General features: G+C 74.7%; 16 protein-coding genes. 7 read left to right on the plus strand and 9 right to left on the minus strand.

Translation table 11 applies throughout. The annotated features are described in order from the left end of the window. Positions 1–25: 25 nt before the first annotated feature. Positions 26–1018 carry a phosphotransferase family protein gene (locus RV983_RS08545; RefSeq protein ID WP_475985177.1) on the minus strand — a complete coding sequence of 331 codons (993 nt, stop codon included), beginning with the start codon at positions 1016–1018 and terminating at the stop codon, positions 26–28. A gap of 84 nt (positions 1019–1102) precedes the next feature. Beyond that, on the minus strand, positions 1103–3385 hold the full coding sequence (locus RV983_RS08550) for a phage holin family protein (RefSeq protein ID WP_475990255.1): 2283 nt from the start codon (positions 3383–3385) through the stop codon (positions 1103–1105). Between the two features lie 118 nt (positions 3386–3503). Between RV983_RS08550 and RV983_RS08555 the strand changes: the two genes are divergently transcribed. Then, on the plus strand, positions 3504–4286 hold the full coding sequence (locus RV983_RS08555; RefSeq protein ID WP_475985178.1) for an MBL fold metallo-hydrolase: 783 nt from the start codon (positions 3504–3506) through the stop codon (positions 4284–4286). Between the two features lie 5 nt (positions 4287–4291). Next, the gene (locus RV983_RS08560; protein WP_475990256.1) at positions 4292–4960 is read left to right on the plus strand and encodes a DedA family protein; all 669 of its coding nucleotides are present in this window, start codon (positions 4292–4294) and stop codon (positions 4958–4960) included. A gap of 313 nt (positions 4961–5273) precedes the next feature. On the opposite strand, the gene RV983_RS08565 is transcribed toward RV983_RS08560, so the two are convergent. Further along, the gene (locus RV983_RS08565) at positions 5274–6509 is read right to left on the minus strand and encodes a pyridoxal phosphate-dependent aminotransferase (RefSeq protein WP_475985179.1); all 1236 of its coding nucleotides are present in this window, start codon (positions 6507–6509) and stop codon (positions 5274–5276) included. 132 nt (positions 6510–6641) lie between these two features. Here RV983_RS08565 and RV983_RS08570 point away from each other — a divergent pair, with 132 nt between their 5' ends. Then, positions 6642–6803 (plus strand): hydrophobic protein, encoded by a 162-nt coding sequence (locus RV983_RS08570; RefSeq protein WP_475985180.1) that lies wholly within the window; start codon positions 6642–6644, stop codon positions 6801–6803. Between the two features lie 125 nt (positions 6804–6928). Here the strand turns inward: RV983_RS08570 and RV983_RS08575 are convergent, their stop codons facing one another. Then, a complete protein-coding gene (locus RV983_RS08575) occupies positions 6929–7195 on the minus strand; it encodes a DUF6158 family protein (RefSeq protein ID WP_475985181.1) in 267 nt (88 codons plus the stop codon). A 152-nt stretch (positions 7196–7347) separates the two neighbouring features. Between RV983_RS08575 and RV983_RS08580 the strand changes: the two genes are divergently transcribed. Beyond that, positions 7348–7728: a DUF2795 domain-containing protein gene (locus RV983_RS08580; RefSeq protein ID WP_475985182.1), complete on the plus strand. Its 381-nt coding sequence runs from the start codon at positions 7348–7350 to the stop codon at positions 7726–7728. Positions 7729–7787: 59 nt separating this feature from the next. After that, positions 7788–9245 (plus strand): bifunctional phosphatase PAP2/diacylglycerol kinase family protein, encoded by a 1458-nt coding sequence (locus RV983_RS08585; protein WP_475985183.1) that lies wholly within the window; start codon positions 7788–7790, stop codon positions 9243–9245. A gap of 92 nt (positions 9246–9337) precedes the next feature. Here RV983_RS08585 and RV983_RS08590 read toward each other — a convergent pair whose 3' ends face one another. The 3 genes from RV983_RS08590 to RV983_RS08600 all read right to left on the minus strand — a co-directional run bounded on the left by RV983_RS08590 (position 9338) and on the right by RV983_RS08600 (position 12916). Further along, positions 9338–9754 (minus strand): SseB family protein, encoded by a 417-nt coding sequence (locus RV983_RS08590; RefSeq protein WP_475985184.1) that lies wholly within the window; start codon positions 9752–9754, stop codon positions 9338–9340. Between the two features lie 83 nt (positions 9755–9837). Beyond that, a complete protein-coding gene (locus tag RV983_RS08595) occupies positions 9838–10908 on the minus strand; it encodes an RNA ligase (ATP) (protein WP_475985185.1) in 1071 nt (356 codons plus the stop codon). 73 nt (positions 10909–10981) lie between these two features. Beyond that, the gene (locus RV983_RS08600; protein WP_475985186.1) at positions 10982–12916 is read right to left on the minus strand and encodes a DUF5107 domain-containing protein; all 1935 of its coding nucleotides are present in this window, start codon (positions 12914–12916) and stop codon (positions 10982–10984) included. 173 nt (positions 12917–13089) lie between these two features. Between RV983_RS08600 and fes the strand changes: the two genes are divergently transcribed. Together fes and RV983_RS08610 are read left to right on the plus strand one after the other, a co-directional pair. After that, a complete protein-coding gene (fes, locus tag RV983_RS08605) occupies positions 13090–14490 on the plus strand; it encodes an enterochelin esterase (RefSeq protein ID WP_475985187.1) in 1401 nt (466 codons plus the stop codon). Positions 14491–14573: 83 nt separating this feature from the next. After that, on the plus strand, positions 14574–15089 hold the full coding sequence (locus tag RV983_RS08610; RefSeq protein WP_475985188.1) for a GNAT family N-acetyltransferase: 516 nt from the start codon (positions 14574–14576) through the stop codon (positions 15087–15089). A 357-nt stretch (positions 15090–15446) separates the two neighbouring features. On the opposite strand, the gene RV983_RS08615 is transcribed toward RV983_RS08610, so the two are convergent. Together RV983_RS08615 and RV983_RS08620 are read right to left on the minus strand one after the other, a co-directional pair. Further along, positions 15447–16622 (minus strand): L,D-transpeptidase, encoded by a 1176-nt coding sequence (locus tag RV983_RS08615; RefSeq protein WP_475985189.1) that lies wholly within the window; start codon positions 16620–16622, stop codon positions 15447–15449. Then, positions 16534–18033, minus strand: a complete 1500-nt coding sequence (locus tag RV983_RS08620) for an MptA/MptB family glycosyltransferase (protein ID WP_475985190.1) — start codon at positions 18031–18033, stop codon at positions 16534–16536. The genes RV983_RS08615 and RV983_RS08620 overlap by 89 nt, the downstream gene beginning before the upstream one ends. Between the last annotated feature and the right edge of the window lie 23 nt (positions 18034–18056).

Below are 18056 nucleotides of genomic sequence, written 5' to 3' on the forward strand. Positions count from 1 at the left end.
GGTCGGGACGAGGACCCGAAAGAGATCACGGCCGGACGGATGTCCCATCCCCCTCGGCCGCCGGCCGGGAGCCCGGCCGAAAGGTCCCGAGCGCGGCGAACCGTGCGGTCAGGTCGTCGACCCACTGCACGGGGGTCCGCCCGTCCGGCAAGGGGACCGCGGCCTCTGCCCGCCACAGCGCGTCGCCGAGGACGGTGCGAAGGTGCCAGGCCATGAGGCGGTCGACGTCCAGCGTGGTGCCGGTCGCCCTCTCGTAGTGGGTCACCGTTGCGGTGAACAGTTCCACGCCGCAGTCCGAGGGGAGGCAGCGCAGATCGAACTCGGGCTCGCCGATGCCCACTGTCTCCAGGTCGATGAGCAGTCGCAGCCGGAGCGTCCCCGCGTCCCACACGTGGTTGTCGCCGTGGAAGTCGCCGTGCACGAGCACGGTGCGGCCCCTGGTCGCGAGCACCCTGTCGGCCCAGTCGCACCAGGCCGGCACGCGGGCCTGCCTGCCGGAGGGGAGCAGCGCCCCGAAACCCGCGCGGAGTGCGTCCGTCGTGGCGGGCGCGGCCGGCTCCGGGAGCGGACCCAGCGCCTCGGCGACCGCCCGCAGCGTCTGCGGACGGTGCAGTTCGGCGAGGACCGCGGCGAGATCCCTCGCGACCCCGTCCCGCCTGGCGGGCCCGATCAGGTGCCGCAGGTCGAAGAACGGCGTCGCCGGCACCCAGCGCAGGATCACCAGCGCCGGGTCGCAGGACTCCACCACCACCTCGGGCAGCGGCAGCCGGGGCGCGGCCTTCCCGAGCGCGGACAGGATCCGGGCCTGATGGCAGACCCGCAACGCGGCCGGCCGGGACCATGCGAACTTCACCACGAACCGGCCGTCCACCACGGCACTCGCCGAACACCACTGCGGGTCGTCGCCGGGTTCGAGACCTCTCGGCACGATCGTGCCCTCGGCCAGATCCGGTGCCACCGTGCGCAGCGCGGCCCGCAGCGCGTCGACGGTCGGTTCGCCGAGCCAGGTCGGTTCCACCCCGGCAGTATCGCCGACCGGACAGCCCGGGGGGCCGATCCCGTTCGCGGGGCGGCGCCGCCCCGGAGCGGGTGGGCCCGGCGGTCAGCCGGTGGTCTTCTGCGCGGCCTGCCCCCGTGCCGGCTCCGGCGCCTGCGCGTAGGCACCGCCCACCGCGGTTCCCGCCGCTTCCGGGGTCTCGGCTCGCGGGGTGGGCAGGGTGCCCTTGCGGCGCAGCCAGCCGCTGAAAAGTTCGTGCACGGCGCGCGCGCCGACCAGCCGCTCGTCGGGGCCCGGCCCCTCCAGCTCGTAGGGGTGCAGCAGGAACGCACGGCCCTGGTCGCCGCCCAGCCCGCCGTGCGAGCCGACCTGCTCCTCGAAGGCGTGCACCGCGTGCGTCACCGGGTCGTACGCGGAGTTGACCATGATGTCCGCCGCGTGCGGGAAGGCGGCGGTGCGCCGCACGGCCGCCACCGCGCGCGGCCCGAAGGGCGCCAGCGGGTCGGGGTCGGTGACGCGGCCGCTGTCCAGTTCGTGCTGCCCTCCCCCGGGACCCAGCACCAGCGGCCCGCGCTCGGCGTCCCGGACCAGCAGGAAGCCGATGCCCGGGTGCTCGGCGAGCGTTCGCAGCAGCGCGGGATGACGGGCCTCGATGCGTGCCCGGTCCGCGCGGCCTGGGAGATCGGGGAAGGAGATCAGCCCGAGGTTGCCGGAGGCCAGCACCACCGGGTCCGAGGACGGCCCCGCGGTCGCGTGCTCCTCCTCGGTGTGCCGGCCCCACTCCGGGCGGTTCAGCGCCGCTCGCGCCGCGGCACGCGCCTCGGCACCGCTCACTGTGCGCCGGGCCCGGCGCCGCACCGGCAGCCCGCACCCGGCACGGACCAGGTCCTTCAGGGTCAGGCCGTAGGCACTCTCGAAGGTCTCGCCATGGCTCTGCCCGTGGTCGGACAGCAGCACCAGCCGGTAGGGGCGGGGGGCGTACCGCGAGGCGTCCGCGATCATCCGGACGACCCGGTCCAGGCGGCGCAGGACCCGCATGGCGTCCCGGCTGCGGGGGCCCGAGTGGTGGGCGACCTCGTCGTAGGCGACCAGGTCCGCGTAGACGGCGGTGCGACCGGCGAGCATGTCGCCGACCACCGCCGCGGCCGCGACATCGCGTTCGACGACCGTGGCGAAGGCCCGCAGGAACGGGTAGAGCCCGCCGCGCCGCACCCGGGGGCGGTCGCCGCGCAGCCGGGCCGCGACGGACTCGCAGATCTCCCGCACCACCTCGGCCAGGAAGGACGCGGCCGTGCGCACCGCGTTGGCGGGGTCGGAGAAGTACGCGAAGTAGCCGTTGCGCGAGCGGGTCTCCCCCACCCGGGCGGCCCGCGGCGCGGCACCCGCCGCGTCCCGTCCGCGGCCCCGGACGCGGGCGGCCGAGGCGGCCAGAGTGCGGGACATCGCCAGCCGGTCCGCCGAGAACCGCCGCCGCCGGGTCGAGACCGACATGACGAGGGCGAGCTGCTCGGCACCTCCGCTGAAGAGGTTGCCGCGGCTGGCGCCGTCCGGGGCGAGCAGACCGGGGCGGCCGGTGCGGGCGACCACGCGCCGCTCCAGCTCGGCGGCGCACGACGGCCGGTTGCAGACCATCACCTGCGCCGTCTCCTTCTCGTACCAGCGGAAGGCCGGCACGTCCGCGTTGGAGCCGTGCAGGATCGCCAGCTGGCTCGCCCCCGTCTGGCTGCTCCAGTCCGTGATCCAGGGCACCAGGCGATGGCTGCTGTCCAGCCATTGCGCCACCGTCTCCATCGCGGGCGGCCGCGGCCGCCCGCCCTTGGAGGGCGTCGGCCGCACGGCCTCGCGCAGCACGTCGTGCCCGACACCGTCCATCTGCACGAAGACGAAGCCCGGTTCCTGCTCCCCCCGGGGCGCTCCCTCGTCGGCGCCCCGCGGTCTGCGGCGGCCGGCCAGCCGGGCGAGCCGGCGTCCGTACGCCGCGTCGTCGCGCATCGCGAGCGCCGTACTGGTGCCGGAGGAGGCCGCCGACATCACGGCGGCGATGACGACGGCCGTCGCGGGAGCGATGTCGCCCTGCCAGTCGGGGGTGAAGCGGAAGGCGATCAGCAGCAGGGAGCCGTTGAGGAAGAACACCAGCAACCCGAGCACCAGGGCCGGCACCAGCAGCACCGCGCGTACCAGCACCGGCCAGACCAGGGCGCTGAGCAGCCCGAACGCACCCGCCGCGACGGCCGCCGTGATCGCGATCCGGGTCGGGCTGTCACCGCTGGGGGACTGGATGCGAAAGTCCGGCAGGACCCCGGCGAGCGCGGCCATGGTCGCCGTCGACACCGCCCAGACCAGCAGCACGCGCGCGATCGTGTACCCGGCGGCCCGCCACCGATGCAGCACGGCCCACCTCACCTCACGTCCGGACGGCTTACGACACCCCCCAGCCTGACACAACCCCTCCGGCGCATCGCAGGCGCGCCGGAGCATAGGCTCGGGGGGAGGCGAGGAGGCGGGCGTGGCGGTCGAGATCACCTGGTGGGGTCATGCGACGGTGACCGTGCGGGACTCCGGGGTGCGGGTGCTCACCGATCCGCTCTTCGTACCCCGCCTCGCGCACCTGCGCAGACGGCGCGGGGCCGTACCGCCGCCCGGCGCGGCGCTGGCGGATGTGGCACTCGTCTCGCACCTGCACGCGGACCATCTGCACACGGGGTCGCTGGCGAGGCTCGCCCGGGGGACCCGGGTCCTGGTGCCGCGCGGCGCGTCCGCGGCCGTGCCCCGGCTGCGGCGGCTCGCGGGGGATCTGCGGCTGGACGTGACCGAGGTCGCCCCCGGCGACAAGATGCGGGTGGGCGAGCTGACCGTGCGCGTGGTGCCGGCGGCGCACGACGGACGGCGGCTGCCCTACGGACCGGAGCGCTCGCCCGCGCTCGGATATGTGCTCGAGGGCGAGGAGCGCACCTACTTCGCGGGGGACACCGGGCTCTTCGACACCATGGCCGAGGAGGTCGGGCCCTGCGACGCCGCCCTGCTGCCGGTCGGCGGCTGGGGACCCTTCCTGGGCGACGGCCACCTGAACCCGGCGCGCGCGGCCCAGGCCCTCGCCCGGCTGGCACCGCGCGCGGCGGTGCCGATCCACTACGGGACGTACTGGCCGATCGGCATGGACGCCGTACGCCCCCACGAATTCCACTCCCCCGGCGACGAGTTCGCCCGCCTGGCGGGGGACCTCGCGCCGCGGGTGACCGTGCACCGGCTGGACCACGGGGAGAGCCTGCGGCTGGAGGCCGCCCGGTGAACGGCCTGAGCGTCCTCGCGAACCTGGCCCAGCAGACCTCCACGGAGTCCACCCGGCAGGCCGTGGGCTACCCGTCGCTCTTCCTGCTCGTCGTCCTGGGCTCCCTGGTGCCGGTCGTGCCGACCGGGGCCCTGGTCAGCGGCGCCGCCGTCGTGGCCTTCCACCAGACGGCGCCGTTCTCGCTGGCGCTGGTCTTCGTCGTCGCCTCCGGTGCCGCCTTCCTCGGCGACATCGCCCTGTACTGGCTCGGCCACCGCGGGGTGCACTCCCGCAACGGCTCCCGCTGGCTGCGGCGGCTCCAGGAGCGCGCCGACCCCGGCCACCTGGCCGACGCCCAGCGCCGGCTCGACGAGCACGGGGTCGCGGTGCTCGTCCTGTCGCGGCTGATTCCGGCAGGGCGCATCCCCGTCATGCTCGCCTGCCTCCTCGCCGAGATGCCCCCGCGCCGCTTCGCCCGCGGCGACGTCCCCGCGTGCCTGGCCTGGGCGGCGGCCTACCAGCTCATCGGCATCCTCGGCGGCTCCCTCTTCCCCGAACCGTGGCAGGGCGTCTTGCTCGCCGTCGCCCTCACCTTCGCCGTGGCCGGCGCCCCCCAGCTCTGGCGCCGCCTGCGCCCCCGCACCGGCACCGGCACAGGAACCGGCGCCGCCGACGCGCACGACGCCTCCTACTGACCGCTCCGGAGCCGAGCGCGGGCAGCAGTTCGCCACGCCCGTGATCCGGCCGCCCACGACGGCCGAGGACCAGCCGGGGCCGGGCGTGGTGGCCCGGGTCCTGATCAACACCGCGCTCGGCGCGGCGAAGCAGGTCGCGCACCAGGCACCGATCGCGCCGGCCCCGGATCCGAGGACGCCCTCACCGTCACGGCACCGCCCGACCCGGCCAAGGCACGCAAGGGGGTACAGGGCGACGTCAACGGCCTGTTCCTGGTCCTCGGACTGGTCCCACTGGTGGTCGGGGCCATCAAAATCGCCAACGTGACCCGCGTCAGTGGGTCGTCGCGGTGAGAGTGGTGAGGACGGACGCGAGGGCGCCGAGACGGGCGGCGACGTGGGGAAGGGCAACCGGTGACGGGCAGTCCAGGGCGATACGGCGCTGGGTGTCGTCGCCGCCGTGGAGCGGGCCGGTGTCGATGCGGACGCGGAGGGCGGCGGGGTCGTCGCCGAAGCGGTGGGCGCCGGGAGCGGGGTAGCCGAGGCGCTCGGTGAGCGCGGCCTCGAGGCCGGCGGCATCGGTGACGCCGGCCGCGCCGAGTCCTGAGCGCACCGGGCTGAAGTCGGCGTACAGCTGGAAGCCCGCCTCCGGGGGACGGGACAGTGCGCCGGCACCGGCCACGACGTCATAGGCGGCCCTCGCCATGGCGGCGTGGAGACGGCCGGCCGCGGCCAGGTGCGCGCGGACGCCGGGGGGCTCCGACAGGGCGTGGGCGGCCGCGTCGGCGACCGGTCCCGGCAACAGGGCGCGCAGGTCGGCACAGCGCCGCAGGACCTCGGTCCGCAGGCTCATGCCCTGTGCGGTGGCGGGGAAGCGGACGACGGCCGCGGGCCAGCCCGGCGGGGCGAGGGCCGCGCCGAGGTCGCTGACGACGACCGTCCGCGCGGGCAGCATCTCGGCCGGGGAGAGCAGCACCGTCTCGTGGGGCCTGTGCACGGTGTCGCCGTACGTCTCGTCGGACACGACCAGCAGGCCGGCCTCCTCCGCCGCCTCGCACACCTCGTGCAGCAGCTCGGGCGGGGTCACCGTGCCGCTCGGGTCGTCGGCCGCCGCCAGGACGACCACCCGCGGCTCCGCACCGCCCTCGCGGGCCCGCCGCACCGCTTCCAGGAGCGCGAAGGGGTCGGGCGCGCCGCCGCCGACGGACGGGGTCGGGGCGGCCACCGGGCGGCGGCCCAGCAGCCGCACCAGCGGCGCGTGCCAGGCGGCGGACGGCCGGGCGACCACGACGTCCCCGCCGATCGCCGCCAGCAGGGCCAGCAGCAGCGGCTCCGCGCCCGGCCCGGCGGCGGTCTGCTCGGCGTCCGTCGGCAGCCCGCGGCGGTCCCAGTAGCCCGCTGCGGCGGCGCGTACCGCCATGCCGCCGCCCGGCGGCTCGGGAGCCGATCGGCCCGGCAGATCCGCGGCCATGTGCTCCGCCCAGTACGCCGGGACCGGCAGCCCGGGGTCGGGGCGGGCGGCGTACGGCGCGGCGCGGCCGGCCGGGGCCGTCGGGGTCGTCCGCTGCATCCGTACCTCCGGTGGTGGGGTCGGGCCTTCCGTCACCCTCGCATGCGGCACCTGCCTCGCGCCCCTAAGGCGCGCACATCGCCCGGCGTATCCCCGGCCTTTGAGGGCAACCGGTGTCCAGGAGGTGTTTCCATGGTCCCGCTTCTGCTCGTCCTGCTCCTCGCCCTGGTGCTCTTCGGGGCGGGTTTCGCCGTCAAGGTGCTCTGGTGGGTGGCTCTGGTCGTCCTGGTGCTGTGGCTGCTGGGCTTCGTGACCCGCAGCGGTTCCGGCGGATCACGCTGGTACCGGTGGTAGACGACGGCCCCCGGGAACGAACGCGGGGCGTGCGGCGGCCGTTCGGTCGCCGCACGTCCCGGTGTCCGGGGGGAAGCCGTCCCGCGGCGGCCGCGGCACCTGCGGCGGCGTACCGTGCGCCGCGGCTACTGCGCGGACCCGGACCGGGCCGGCATCTGCAGCATCCGGGCCCGTGCCCCGGCGCGGGTGCGGCCGGGGGCGACCATCCGCTGCGGATGGCGGCGCAGGTACTCCCCTTCGAGCGCCACCATGCGCGAGTTGTGGGCGTCGAGGGCCGACGGGGATCCGTAGAGCAGCGTCTCGTGCCGGGTGCGGTGCACCGACTCCAGTTCGTGCACCAGCTGCCGTTCTTCCAGGTCTGCGGGGTCGACCCCGCCGCGGTATGGGCTCATGGGCCGCGCACCTTCCTTTCGCTGCCGGTGGCCTCGCCCGATTGGTACCCCGGGAGACCCGATTCATCCGCTTCGTACCGTATTCGGCAGGCATTCAACGCCGCGAACGGGTAGACGAAGAAGTACCCGGACCCCCGAGGAAAGGAGCCGTCGTGCAACGAGGAAGCGACCGCCTGAGCGTCCACCGAGACGACGAGATGAAGCACGAACTGCGCGGACTGCTGCGCTCCGGGCATCCGACCCGGGTCGAGGAGTGGCAGGACCCCGAGCCCGCCGCCGACGACGACCTCGCGGTCGTCAACGGCCCTGTCCTGGCCAGCGCCACGGACGGCCCGTCACTGCGGTTCGAACTGGCCCGCCACCTGACCCGCAAGACCTTCCCGGCGCGCCGCGGCGACCTGCTGCGGACGCTGCGCGACCACCACGCGCCCGACCCGCTCACCGACCTGGTGGACGGCCTGCCGGGCGACAACCGGCGGTACTCCAACGTCCAGGACGTCGTACGGACGCTGGGGATGGGCCCACAGGCCTGACCCAGAACGAGAGCCGGCAGCGGAACCGATCAGGTGGAACCCATCAGGAGGGAGTCGATGTGCGCCCGAAGCTGAGCGCGTGGGACAAGGAGCTGTTCCTGCGCGTCGCGACACGGGAGTGGCCGGCCGCCGAGCCCGTGCTGCCCCGGCTGAGCCGCGCCGCCAACCACGGTGCGCTGTGGTTCGGCGTGGCCGCCGGCATCGCGGTGGTGGGCGGCCGCCCGGGACGGCGGGCCGCGCTGCGCGGCGTGGGCTCGCTCGCCCTCGCCTCGGCGGTGGTCAACACCGTGGGTAAGGGCGCGGTGCGCCGGGCCCGCCCGGTGCTGGACTCCGTCCCCGTGATCCGGCGCCTGTCACGGCAGCCGGGCAGCACATCCTTTCCCTCCGGTCACGCGGCTTCCGCGGTCGCCTTCGCGGCGGGGGTGGCCGTCGAGTCGCCCCGCTGGGGGGCGGTCGTGGCACCGCTCGCCTGGTCGGTGGCGTTCTCCCGCGTCTACACGGGCGTGCACTACCCCAGCGACGTGCTCGCCGGGATGACGCTCGGCGCCGGGGCGGCGCTGGCCGTGCGGGGTCTGGTACCGACCGGCCGGGACCTCGCCGTGCCGCCCACGCCGCGGGCCGACGCGCCCGCCCTCCCGGCAGGGCGCGGACTGTACGTGGTGGTCAACGAGGTCTCCGGGCCGCCGCCGCTGCTGGGAATGCCCGCGGAGCGGCTGCGGGCCGTGCTGCCCGAGGCCGTCGTCGAGGAGTGCTCCGAGGACGACGACCTCGCGGAGATGCTGGAGAAGGCCGCCCGCCAGGCCGCCGAGGCCGGCGGCGCGCTCGGCGTCCACGGCGGCGACGGCAGCGTCCGCCTCGCGGCGGAGATCGCCCTGCGGCACCGCGTGCCGCTCATGGTCTCCCCCGGCGGCACGTACAACCACTTCGCGATGGACCTGGCCATCGAGTCGATCGACGACGCGGCGCGCGCGGTGGAGGCGGGCACCGCCATCTCCGCCGACGTCGCCCGGATCACCCCGCTGGACGGGGACGGCACGGCCGCGCGGCCGTCACTGTTCCTCAACACCTTCAGCATCGGTGTCTACCCCGAACTCGTCCGCTACCGCGAGCGCTGGTCGCGCCGCGTCGGCAGCTGGCCCGCCGGCGTCCTCGCCGCCGTCCACGTCCTGCGCACCTCCAGCCCGCTCGACGTCGACATCAACGGGCGCCGCCACTCGGTGTGGATGCTCTTCGCCGGCAACGGCGCCTACCGCAGCCTCGGGCCGGCCCCCGTCCGCCGCCGCAACCTGGCCGACGGGCAGCTCGACGTCCGCATGGTGCCCGGCAGCCCCTACGCCAGGACCCGGCTGCTCGCCGCCGCCGTCACCGGCTCCACCACCGCCCTGCTGCGGCGGGTACGACTGGGCGGCATCGGCCCGGGGACCCGGCTCGCCGCGGACGGCGAGGTCGCGCCCGCCCCGGGCGAGCTGCTCGTCGACAAGGTCAACGAGGCCCTGACCGTCTACCGCCCGATGTGACGGGCGCCGCGCCTCCGGTGCCCCCGGCATGACGTTGCCCCCGGCCGGCCGCCGCCGACCGGGGGCAACGTCGAGTCCCCCGGATCTTCGCCTCAACCGGACAGGCCGGCGAGAGCCCGGACCCCTTCGCCCTTGATGGTGAGGGTGTCCGGCGACCCCGCGTCGATGGAGAGCGTGAGCTCGTCCGAGGGCCAGCCGCTGCTCAGCGCGGACAGTGGGAGTATCCGGTAGCCCTTCGCGTTGGGCAGTGCGTGGGCGAGACGTACCTCCGAGGTGAAGACCGGCACGAGCTTCGTGCCGTCCTCCTGCTCGAACACCGGCAGGCTGATCGTCTCCTGCTCCGCGTCGTCGCCGCCCGCGGCCTCCTCCGGCGGCCCGGGGACCGGGAGCAGCACGTCACTGGCCGCGAGGGTGCTGAGCGCGGAGGCGTTGTCACCGCCCGTGGCGATCTCGTGCAGAGCGCGCTGTGCCGGCGGCTGGGCGCCGTTGGGGGCGCTGAAGTCGGTCATGGCCGTTCCCTTCTCATGCGTGCGCTGTGTGAAGTGACTCGGGGGCTGCGCCTGCCCAGCGACGGGACGGCCATGCCTGGCGCTCATTCGAATTCCGTACCGCCTTTGCGCGTGAGGTAGGCGTCGCTCACGACCTTGGCGATGGCACGACCGCCGAGCACGGGGCTGTGGCGGTCCGTGGCCGCCCGGACGACAACGCCCTCCCGCAGGTGGAGGCCGCGTCCGGACACGGTTTCGGCCCCGCGGGCCAGTTCCAGGGCGACGTCGAGGTCGAAGGGGCCCGCGTGGAGCCGGGGCACCACGGGCAGCGTGCCGTCGGACAGCAGGACGGCCGGGTCCAGCCAGCGCACGTCGCCGTCGATCTCGGCGGCGACGTCGAAGGCCGCGTAGCCGGGGACGTCGCGCCGCCCGTCGGCGCCGTAGCCGAGGTCCTGGACTCCGGCGCCGTACACCTCACCGAAGAGCCCCACGCGCGTGGCTCCCAGCTTCTCTGCCAGCGCCGCCGCCACCGCGGGCAGGTCGTGGCCGCGCGCGGCGCGCCAGTACAGGTTGTGCGGGGACTCCTTGAGGGCCAGCCGCTGGCCGCCGAGCCCCTTGGAGGTGACCAGGACCTGCCCGGTCGCCGCCAGATACGTCAGGGCGCAGGCGGTGCCGTGCAGCTTCTCCGTGATCACGACCGGTTCGCCGGGGGCGAAGACATCGGGGTGGCGCTTGAGGTTCTCGATGTCGATCCACGGCAGCAGGTCCGGCGCCGCCTCCACGTCACCGCTCATCGACACCGGGACCGGCGGCACCCATTTGGTGATGCCGAGCAGTCCGGCGAAGTCGGTGTCGTCGGAGGCGGCGTCCGCCAGGTCCGTACCGTCGAGCGCGGCCGGGCGGCACACGATGCCCTGGGACAACTCACCACGCAGCCTGACCGCCTTGACACGGTTGGCGCCGGGGCCGGCGAGCCGTCCCGTCAGGCCGAGTTCGGCGATCAGGGCGTCCGGCAGCACGGACTGCTCGGGGATGTAGAGCGCGAAGTCCCCTGTGCGGTAGCCGCCCTTGGCCACGACCGCCCGGTAGAGGCCGACCTGGGCAAGCTCCAGGGCGTCCGCGTTCGGGTGGTCGTGGACGGTGAGCCGTTCGGCGGTGACACGCAGCGTCGACATGTCCTTCCCCCCTCGTGGTGGTCATCGGGAGGCACCACTGTGGGGGCTGTCGCGCGCCGCGGGCCAACGGTTTTCAGGGTGCCATGCGGAAGTCGTACGCCTCGGGCAGCGGTTCGCCGCCCTCGGTGAGGGACTGCCAGGTGAGGTGCAGGGAGTCCTCGCCCTCCCGCAGGTCGTCCACGGTGAAGCCGGCGTCGAAGAGGGCCCGGGCTCCGGTGATGTCGCCCTGGGCACACAGGACTTGGGCGTGCAGGAGACGGAACCGGCCGCGGGCGAGGACGGTGGCGGGGAGGGCGCCGAGGACGGTGGCCGCGTCGTCCGGCCGTCCGGCGGCGAGCAGGGCGGGGACCGCTTCACGGGCGAGGGCGGCGCGGACGTCGGGCGGGGCCGTGCCCTCGGCCTGGAGCCGGACGGCGTCGACATAACGCTCCGCGGCCCGCGCGTGGTTGCCGTCGGCCCGGTCGGCGGCGGCGAGGCAGTGCAGGGGCAGCCAGGAGCGGGTGCGCCCGGCGGAGCGTTCCCAGCTGCGGACGGCCTGGGCGCGGTCTCCCGCGTCCCATTGGGCGAGGCCGAGATGGTGGTCGAGGTACCACTCGTTGCCGTCGTACGTACCCGCGGTCTCCAGGAGTTCGCGCCATTCGGGCGAGACGAGCGCGGGTCCGGGGATCGCGTCGTCGCCGGGGGACTTGGGGAACACGCCGGCGAGGAGCAGTTCCAGCCACGGCTTCTGCTGCTCGCCCATGGTGTCGGGGTGGAAGGGCGTGCCGGGCAGGTCGTGCCGGCCGCGCAGCACCTCCAGGGCGCCCCAGCCGGAGCCGTCGGCGACGATGTCCCCGGGTTCCGCGTCGGCGGCGGGGAGCCACGCCTCGTACGCAGCGCGCACCCGCTCGCGTGGCAGGGCCGCCTCGAGGCGGGCCTCCACAGCGTCCGTTCCCGCGTCCGGCGCGGTGTCCAGGGGTCCGTAGGCCTCCAGCCAGGAGACGGCGGTGCCTGCGGCGAGCGGCAGGTGCTCGAGCTGGGTGGGGGCGAGGCCCGCCTGGATCTCCAGGTAGCCGCCGGTCCCGTTGTCCCCGGCGAGCCAGCGCTGCCAGCGGCGTCCGCCGCGGCCCCGGCCCCAGACGAAGAGTTTGCGGCCGCGCAGGGTGTCGGTGGAGGTCTGGACGAGGCCGTGGCCGTCGGCGCCGAGTGCGGCGATCCAGGGACGGGTGCCGTCGGTCAGGTCGTAGAACCAGTCGGCCGGGTGTTCGGACGCGGTGGGCTCCTCCGGAACGGGTACCCGGTGCAGTGTCCGGTTGGAACCGAAGTGCCAGGCGTGACCGGCGGGGGCGAGGACACGGGTGCCGGGTGTCTCGGGGACGGCGGTGTTGGACCACCAGTAGAGGGGAACGGTCCGGTGGTGAGGATTGCGGACACGGACGCCGGCATAGAGGAAGTCGGAGCCGTCGGGAAGCCACAGGTCGATCTGGTACGGCAGGTCGCGCAGCCGTTCCCACTCCCAAAGGCGCAGCATCTCGCCGCCGTCGGGCGCGGGGACGCGGGCGGCGTGCAGCGGGGCGCAGCTCATCGTGGAGTGGCCGGTGGCACCCGGGTTCCATTCGACGCCGCCGGAGAACCAGGCCCCGGCGAGCCCGAAGTCGGCGAACTGCAGGACGGGGTTGGCGTGCAGCAGTTCCCGGCCGGTGGGCTTGTGGTGCAGGGAGTACAGGCGGCCGCCGAGTCCCGGCAGGACGGTGGCGCGCAGACGGTCGTTCTCGATGACCACGGTGTCCAGGGCGGTGGGCGTGCGCTCGCGGGTATAGCCGTCCCGTCGCGGTACGGGCAGCAGCGTGCGCAGGTGCCCGTAGGCCATGCGGCGGGCCATCTCGGGCGGCAGGTCGGTGCTCTCGGCCGCGTCGAGTCCGTCCGGCGCGTGCAGTTCGCCCGGGGCACGCAGGGCGGGCAGCGGGTTCTCCGGGCCGAGCGGGGCTGCGGGCAGGGTGAGGGTGCTGCGTCGCACGGTGGTGGCCAAGAGGCTCCCTCTCTTCGGCGCCGATGGGCAGGTGAGGACATGGAACCCCGGATCGGCCCGCGCCGACAGGGGTTTGGTCACGGTGCGACGGGCCTCACGGCGACTTCAGGTTGAGGAGAACGTGACTTTAAATGTCCTTTGCTGTCGGTGACGTCCAGGAGGGTTTGCCGATCATGCTGACCGCGTTGTGGAGCCCGCCGCCCCGCCCCTCGCTGCGCGCGCCGCGCTTCCCCCGTCCCGCGCCGGTGGAGCGCGCCCGCAGTCCGCGGATCGCGGCGCTCACCGAACAGCCCGAGCGGGAGGGGGACTTCTGGCGGTACGTGAAGGCCGAGGGGACGCCCCTGGTGGAGCCCATCGACGGTGACCGGGGACACGCCGCCGTCACCTTCCTGTGGCGGGGCACGGCCGCGACGCGCGCGGTGCTCGTGCTGCCCAACCAGGTGGTCGACCCCGAAGACCTGGCGGGCAACCTCATGACCCGCGTCCCGGGCACGGACGTGTGGCACTGGACGATACGGATGCGGGCCGACTGGCGGGCCACGTACGCGCTGTGCGTGGACGACGAGGACAGCGGGGACAGCGGTGACGGCGAGAACAGCCGGGACGGCGAGGGCGCCGGGGACGGCCCCGCGGGCGGCTCCGCGCCAGGGGCGAGACAGGCGTACCTGCGGCGGCTGCGCCGCCGTCCCCGGCGCGACCCGCTCAACCGAACGGTCTTCCCGAGCCGTTGGGGTGCCGAGCCGCTGTCCGTGGCGGCCCTGCCGGCGGCCCCCGTCCCGCTCGGCGCCGGCCGGGTCCACCCCGGCGCCAGGACGGGCGAGTTGTCGGTGCACACACTGCGCAGCGGGCATCTGCGCAACTGGCGACGGGTGTGGGCGTACGCGCCCGCCGGGCACGAGGACCTGGCCGGGCTCCCCGTCGTGGTCCTGCTGGACGGCGACGTGTGGCAGCAACTGGGCATCTGCGGGCTGTTCGACGGCCTCATCCGCGCGGGCCTGCTGCCGCCGCTCGTCGCCCTTCTGCCGGACGCCCTGGACAGCGACACCCGTCGTCGCGAACTCGCCTGCGACGAACGCTTCGTGGCCTTCCTGACGCATGAGCTGCTGCCCTGGGCGGCCCGCCGCTGGCCCGTCACGGGCGACCCGTCCAGGACCGTCGTCGCCGGCCAGGGTCTCGGCGGCCTGGCCGCGGCCTATGCCGCGCTGCGGCGGCCGGAGCGCTTCGGCAACGTCCTGGCCCAGTCGGGGGCCTTCTGGTGGCCGGCCGCCCGCCGCGAAGGGGCGTTCCCGGAGGAATGGCTCACCGGCCGGGTCCGGGCCCTCGCCCGCAGACCCGTGCGCTTCCACCTGTCGGCCGGCCTCCAGGAGTGGGGCGTCCCGGCCGCCGGCCGCCGCCTGCGCGACGCCCTGGACGCCAAGGGCTACGAGGTCGCCCACCACGAGTACAACGGCGGCCACGACTACCTGTGCTGGCGTGAGGACCTCGCCCAGGGACTCGTCGCCCTCCTCCGAGGCCCCTTCCCCGGCGAGGTCCCCGGCGGCGGGCCCCGCGGGCTGGTCGTCGGCGGCGGCTGAGTCCCTTCGCGCCGGCCCGTCGCACCGCGACCGGCGGCGGAAAACGGGTTGCCCGGCGGGCGCGCGGACCGGAGACTGCCCGGGTGCTGATCCGACGCGAGACCTCAGACGACCTGGCCGCCGTCCACGCCGTGACGGCGGCCGCCTTCGCGAAAGCGGGGGCGGAGGTGCCCGTGGAGGCCACGCTGGTGGCGGAGTTGCGGGAGTCGGGAGCGTGGCTGCCCTCGTTGTCGCTGGTCGCGACGGACGACGACGGCGCCGTGATCGGACATGTGCTGTGCACACGCGGCCATGTGGACCAGGACCCCGTGGCGGCGCTGGGCCCCTTGAGCGTGGCGCCGGAGCACCAGCGGGGCGGGATCGGGCTCGCCCTGGTCCACAGCGTGCTGGGCGCGGCGGACGCGCTCGGCGAGCCGCTGGTGGCACTTCTGGGCAGTCCCGCGTACTACGGCCGCTTCGGCTTCCGGGCCAGTACGGACTACCGGATCACCCCGCCGGATACGGCCTGGGGCCCGTACTTCCAGGTGCGGCCGCTGGCCGGGTACACGCCGTCGATCAGCGGGGCGTTCCGCTACGCGGAGCCGTTCGACCGCGTCTGAGCGGGAAGCGGACGGGGCAGGGACGTCAATGCCCTAAAAATCATGAAATCGGGACATTTGCCTCTGGTGGTCGGTAGTCATCGGTATTAGACTGAAAGAGACCTACGGGGCGAGCGAGGGAGTGCGGTAGCACCGCGAGCGGACAGGGAAGGTTCCACTTCCCCCGCGACCGGGATCAACGGCCGTGCTGAGAGGCTTGAAGGTCAGGGAAGAGGCAAGGACCGGAGAGCGACCCCTAGCACCTGATCCGGACCATGCCGGCGAAGGGAGTCCCACCTCGTAGGTCGTCGACGAAGCCCGCGCGATGATGCGCGGGCTTCGTCGTGTGTCCGGGGCCTCACGGGCGATCGGCCGTCGTCACAGGGCGCTGCCCGCACTCCAGTCGGCCCAGTCGGCGTTCCAGGCGCCGTAGCCGTTGTTGAGCTGGACGGTGTCCGTGGAGTGGACGACGGTGACCGGGTCGCCGACGCCGACCTGCTCGTAGAACCACTTGGCGTCGGCGGTGCTCATCCCGATGCAGCCATGACTGCCGTTGACCCGCCCGAACTTGCCGTCGTTCCAGGGCGCGGCGTGAGTGAAGGTGCCCGAGGTGGTCAGGCGGACGTCCCATTTGACGTCCTTGAGGTGGTAGGCCTCGGGGCCGAAGATGCGGACGGTGCGGGAGTTCATGGTGATGCTGGGGGTCTTCTCCAGGACGACCATGGTGCCGTTCCAGGTCTCGTAGCCGGGCTTGCCGGTGGAGACCGGGAGGGTGCGCACGACCTCGCCGTCGCGGCGCAGGGTGAGGGTCTTGCGGGAGGTGTCAACCGTGGTGGTGACGGCGTGGCCGATCCGGAAGCGCACCACGCGGTTCTGGGTGCCGTAGAGGCCGCCGCCCGCGTCGACGCCGTCGAGGTTCATGCGGAGGGTGACGGCGGTGCCGGCCTTCCAGAAGGCCCGGGGCCGCCAGTCGACGCGGTCGCGGCCGCTCCAGTCCTTCATCCAGCTCCAGGAGCCGTCGACGGCGGGCGATGCGGTGACGGCGAGCTTGCGCTCGACGGCGGCGCGGTCGCGGACGGGCTGGTTGAAGACGATGGAGACGGGCATGCCGACGCCCACGGTGGTGCCCTTGTCGGGGTGGTACTCGCCCACAAAGGTGCGGTTGGCCTCGGCGGTGGCGAAGCGCACATGCTTGGTGAGCGCCTTGCCGTCGTCGCCGGTCGCGCGGGCGACGACGTCGTAGGTGACGCCCGGCGCGAGATGCCCGGTGGAGGTCCAGCCTGCCTTGCCTGAGGCGAGGGTGCCGGACAGCGCTCCGGGGCCGGGCGCGGTGACGCGGACGGAGTCCAGCCGGCCGGAGGTGACGCGGACGGTCACCTTGCGGTCGGTGGGAACGGGTCGTGCGGCGGAAGCGGGGGTGACGGTGATCGCCGGACGGTCGGCCGCGTGCCCGCCGCCCCCGGTGTCACCGGAGCCGCTGCACGCGGAAAGTGACGCGGCGACGGACAGTGCGAGGACCGCTGCGGACGTGCGCGGTATCCGGTCGGAATGCATGGGTCGGATCCTCCCCGGTCGAGTCGTACCTCTCCTCCTGCCCGGGAGGCCGCCGCTCCACCGCATGTCGTACGAACGCACCGATGACGACGGCGAGCGACGCGATGCCGTAGGAGGCGGCCTGTTGCGCGGGGCCCCCGGCGAGGTAGAGCACGGCGCCCGCGGCGGCGACGGACAGCCATTCCCACCGGCCGTCGAGCGCCACCAGGGCAACGACCAGCAGCGCGTACCAGGAGTAGGAGGGCGAGGTGACGAGCAGCGCGGTACCCGTCACCAGGAGGGCCCCGCTCCAGGGGCGGCCTGGGTCGCCGCGGCGCAGCACGTACAGGGCGGTGAACGCGACCACGGCCACGGCGGCGAGGCCCGCGACGGCGTCGGGCAGGACGAGGCGCAGCAGCGCGAAGCGCCGGAGGTGCGCCGAGTCGTAGCCCTCCTCCTGGAGGTAGCCGGGCAGGTAGCCGAGGACGCCGGCGCCCGAGGCCAGGACGTACGGGAGGTAGGCGAGGGCGACGACGAGCACGGCGGGCACCAGCACGCGAGCCGCCTCGCGCAGGCCGCGCGCCTGCGGCAGCATCCCCGGCAGAAGTCCCGCCAGAAGTCCTGACAGAGCGCCCGGCAGGGCGAGGATCGGCAGCAGCTTGACGGCGACGGCGGCACCGAGGAACGCGCCGCGCCGCGCCCCGGTGACACCCAGGGCGAGGACGAGGAACAGCACGCCGAGGGTGTCCACATGGGCGTTGTTGACGGCCTCGATCGGCACGAGGGGGCACCATGCCCACAGTGCGGCGCGCCGCGGGTCGCCGCCGCGCCGCCGGAGCACAAGGAGCAGGGCGAGGGTGGTGGCCGTGGCCAGGAGCGCGCCACCGGTCTGCACCGCCTTGTGCCGGGCGTTGCCCGGGGCGAGCGCGTGCACGGCGAGGAACCAGCCCTCGGCGACCGGCGGATAAATGGTGTGCACGGTGGGGCGGTTGATCAGCGTGCAGCCCCCACCGGGGACCGGGTGCTCGTTCCAGGCCCGGCAGGGGCCACCCTCGGGGAAGAGCCACGGATCGCGCAGCACGCCGAGCTCGGGCGCGGAAGGGGCGTACGCGTACGGGGAGATGCCGGCCGCCTGCACGCGGCCGTCCCAGGCGTAGCGGTACATGTCGTCGCTGGTGCCCGGAGGCCCGGCGAGCCCGGCAAGGGCGAGGGCTGCGCCGCCCGCGACGACAAGGGCGACGGCCCGCCGCAACGGCACCTTGCGCACGGCGACGGCTGCGGCGGCGAACAACGCCCAGGCGACGGCCTGGCGCAGCAGGGTGCGGCCGGGCGTGTCGTGCTGGACCGCCGTGGCGACGGCCGCCGTGAGGGCGGCGAGCAGGACGGCCGTGACGGCGGTGGAGGTGACGGCGGTGCCGGTTCGGGTACCCACGGCCCCACCGTCGCAGGTCACCG

Source organism: Streptomyces sp. RLA123 (genome assembly GCF_056270165.1).

Coding starts and splice junctions, on each gene's coding strand:
- RV983_RS08590 (WP_475985184.1), bottom strand. CDS start 9,754: ATGACCGACTTCAGCGCCCCCAACGGCGCCCAGCCGCCGGCACAGCGC.
- RV983_RS08595 (WP_475985185.1), bottom strand. CDS start 10,908: ATGTCGACGCTGCGTGTCACCGCCGAACGGCTCACCGTCCACGACCAC.
- RV983_RS08615 (WP_475985189.1), bottom strand. CDS start 16,622: ATGCATTCCGACCGGATACCGCGCACGTCCGCAGCGGTCCTCGCACTG.
- RV983_RS08565 (WP_475985179.1), bottom strand. CDS start 6,509: ATGCAGCGGACGACCCCGACGGCCCCGGCCGGCCGCGCCGCGCCGTAC.
- RV983_RS08575 (WP_475985181.1), bottom strand. CDS start 7,195: ATGAGCCCATACCGCGGCGGGGTCGACCCCGCAGACCTGGAAGAACGG.
- RV983_RS08570 (WP_475985180.1), top strand. CDS start 6,642: ATGGTCCCGCTTCTGCTCGTCCTGCTCCTCGCCCTGGTGCTCTTCGGG.
- fes (WP_475985187.1), top strand. CDS start 13,090: ATGCTGACCGCGTTGTGGAGCCCGCCGCCCCGCCCCTCGCTGCGCGCG.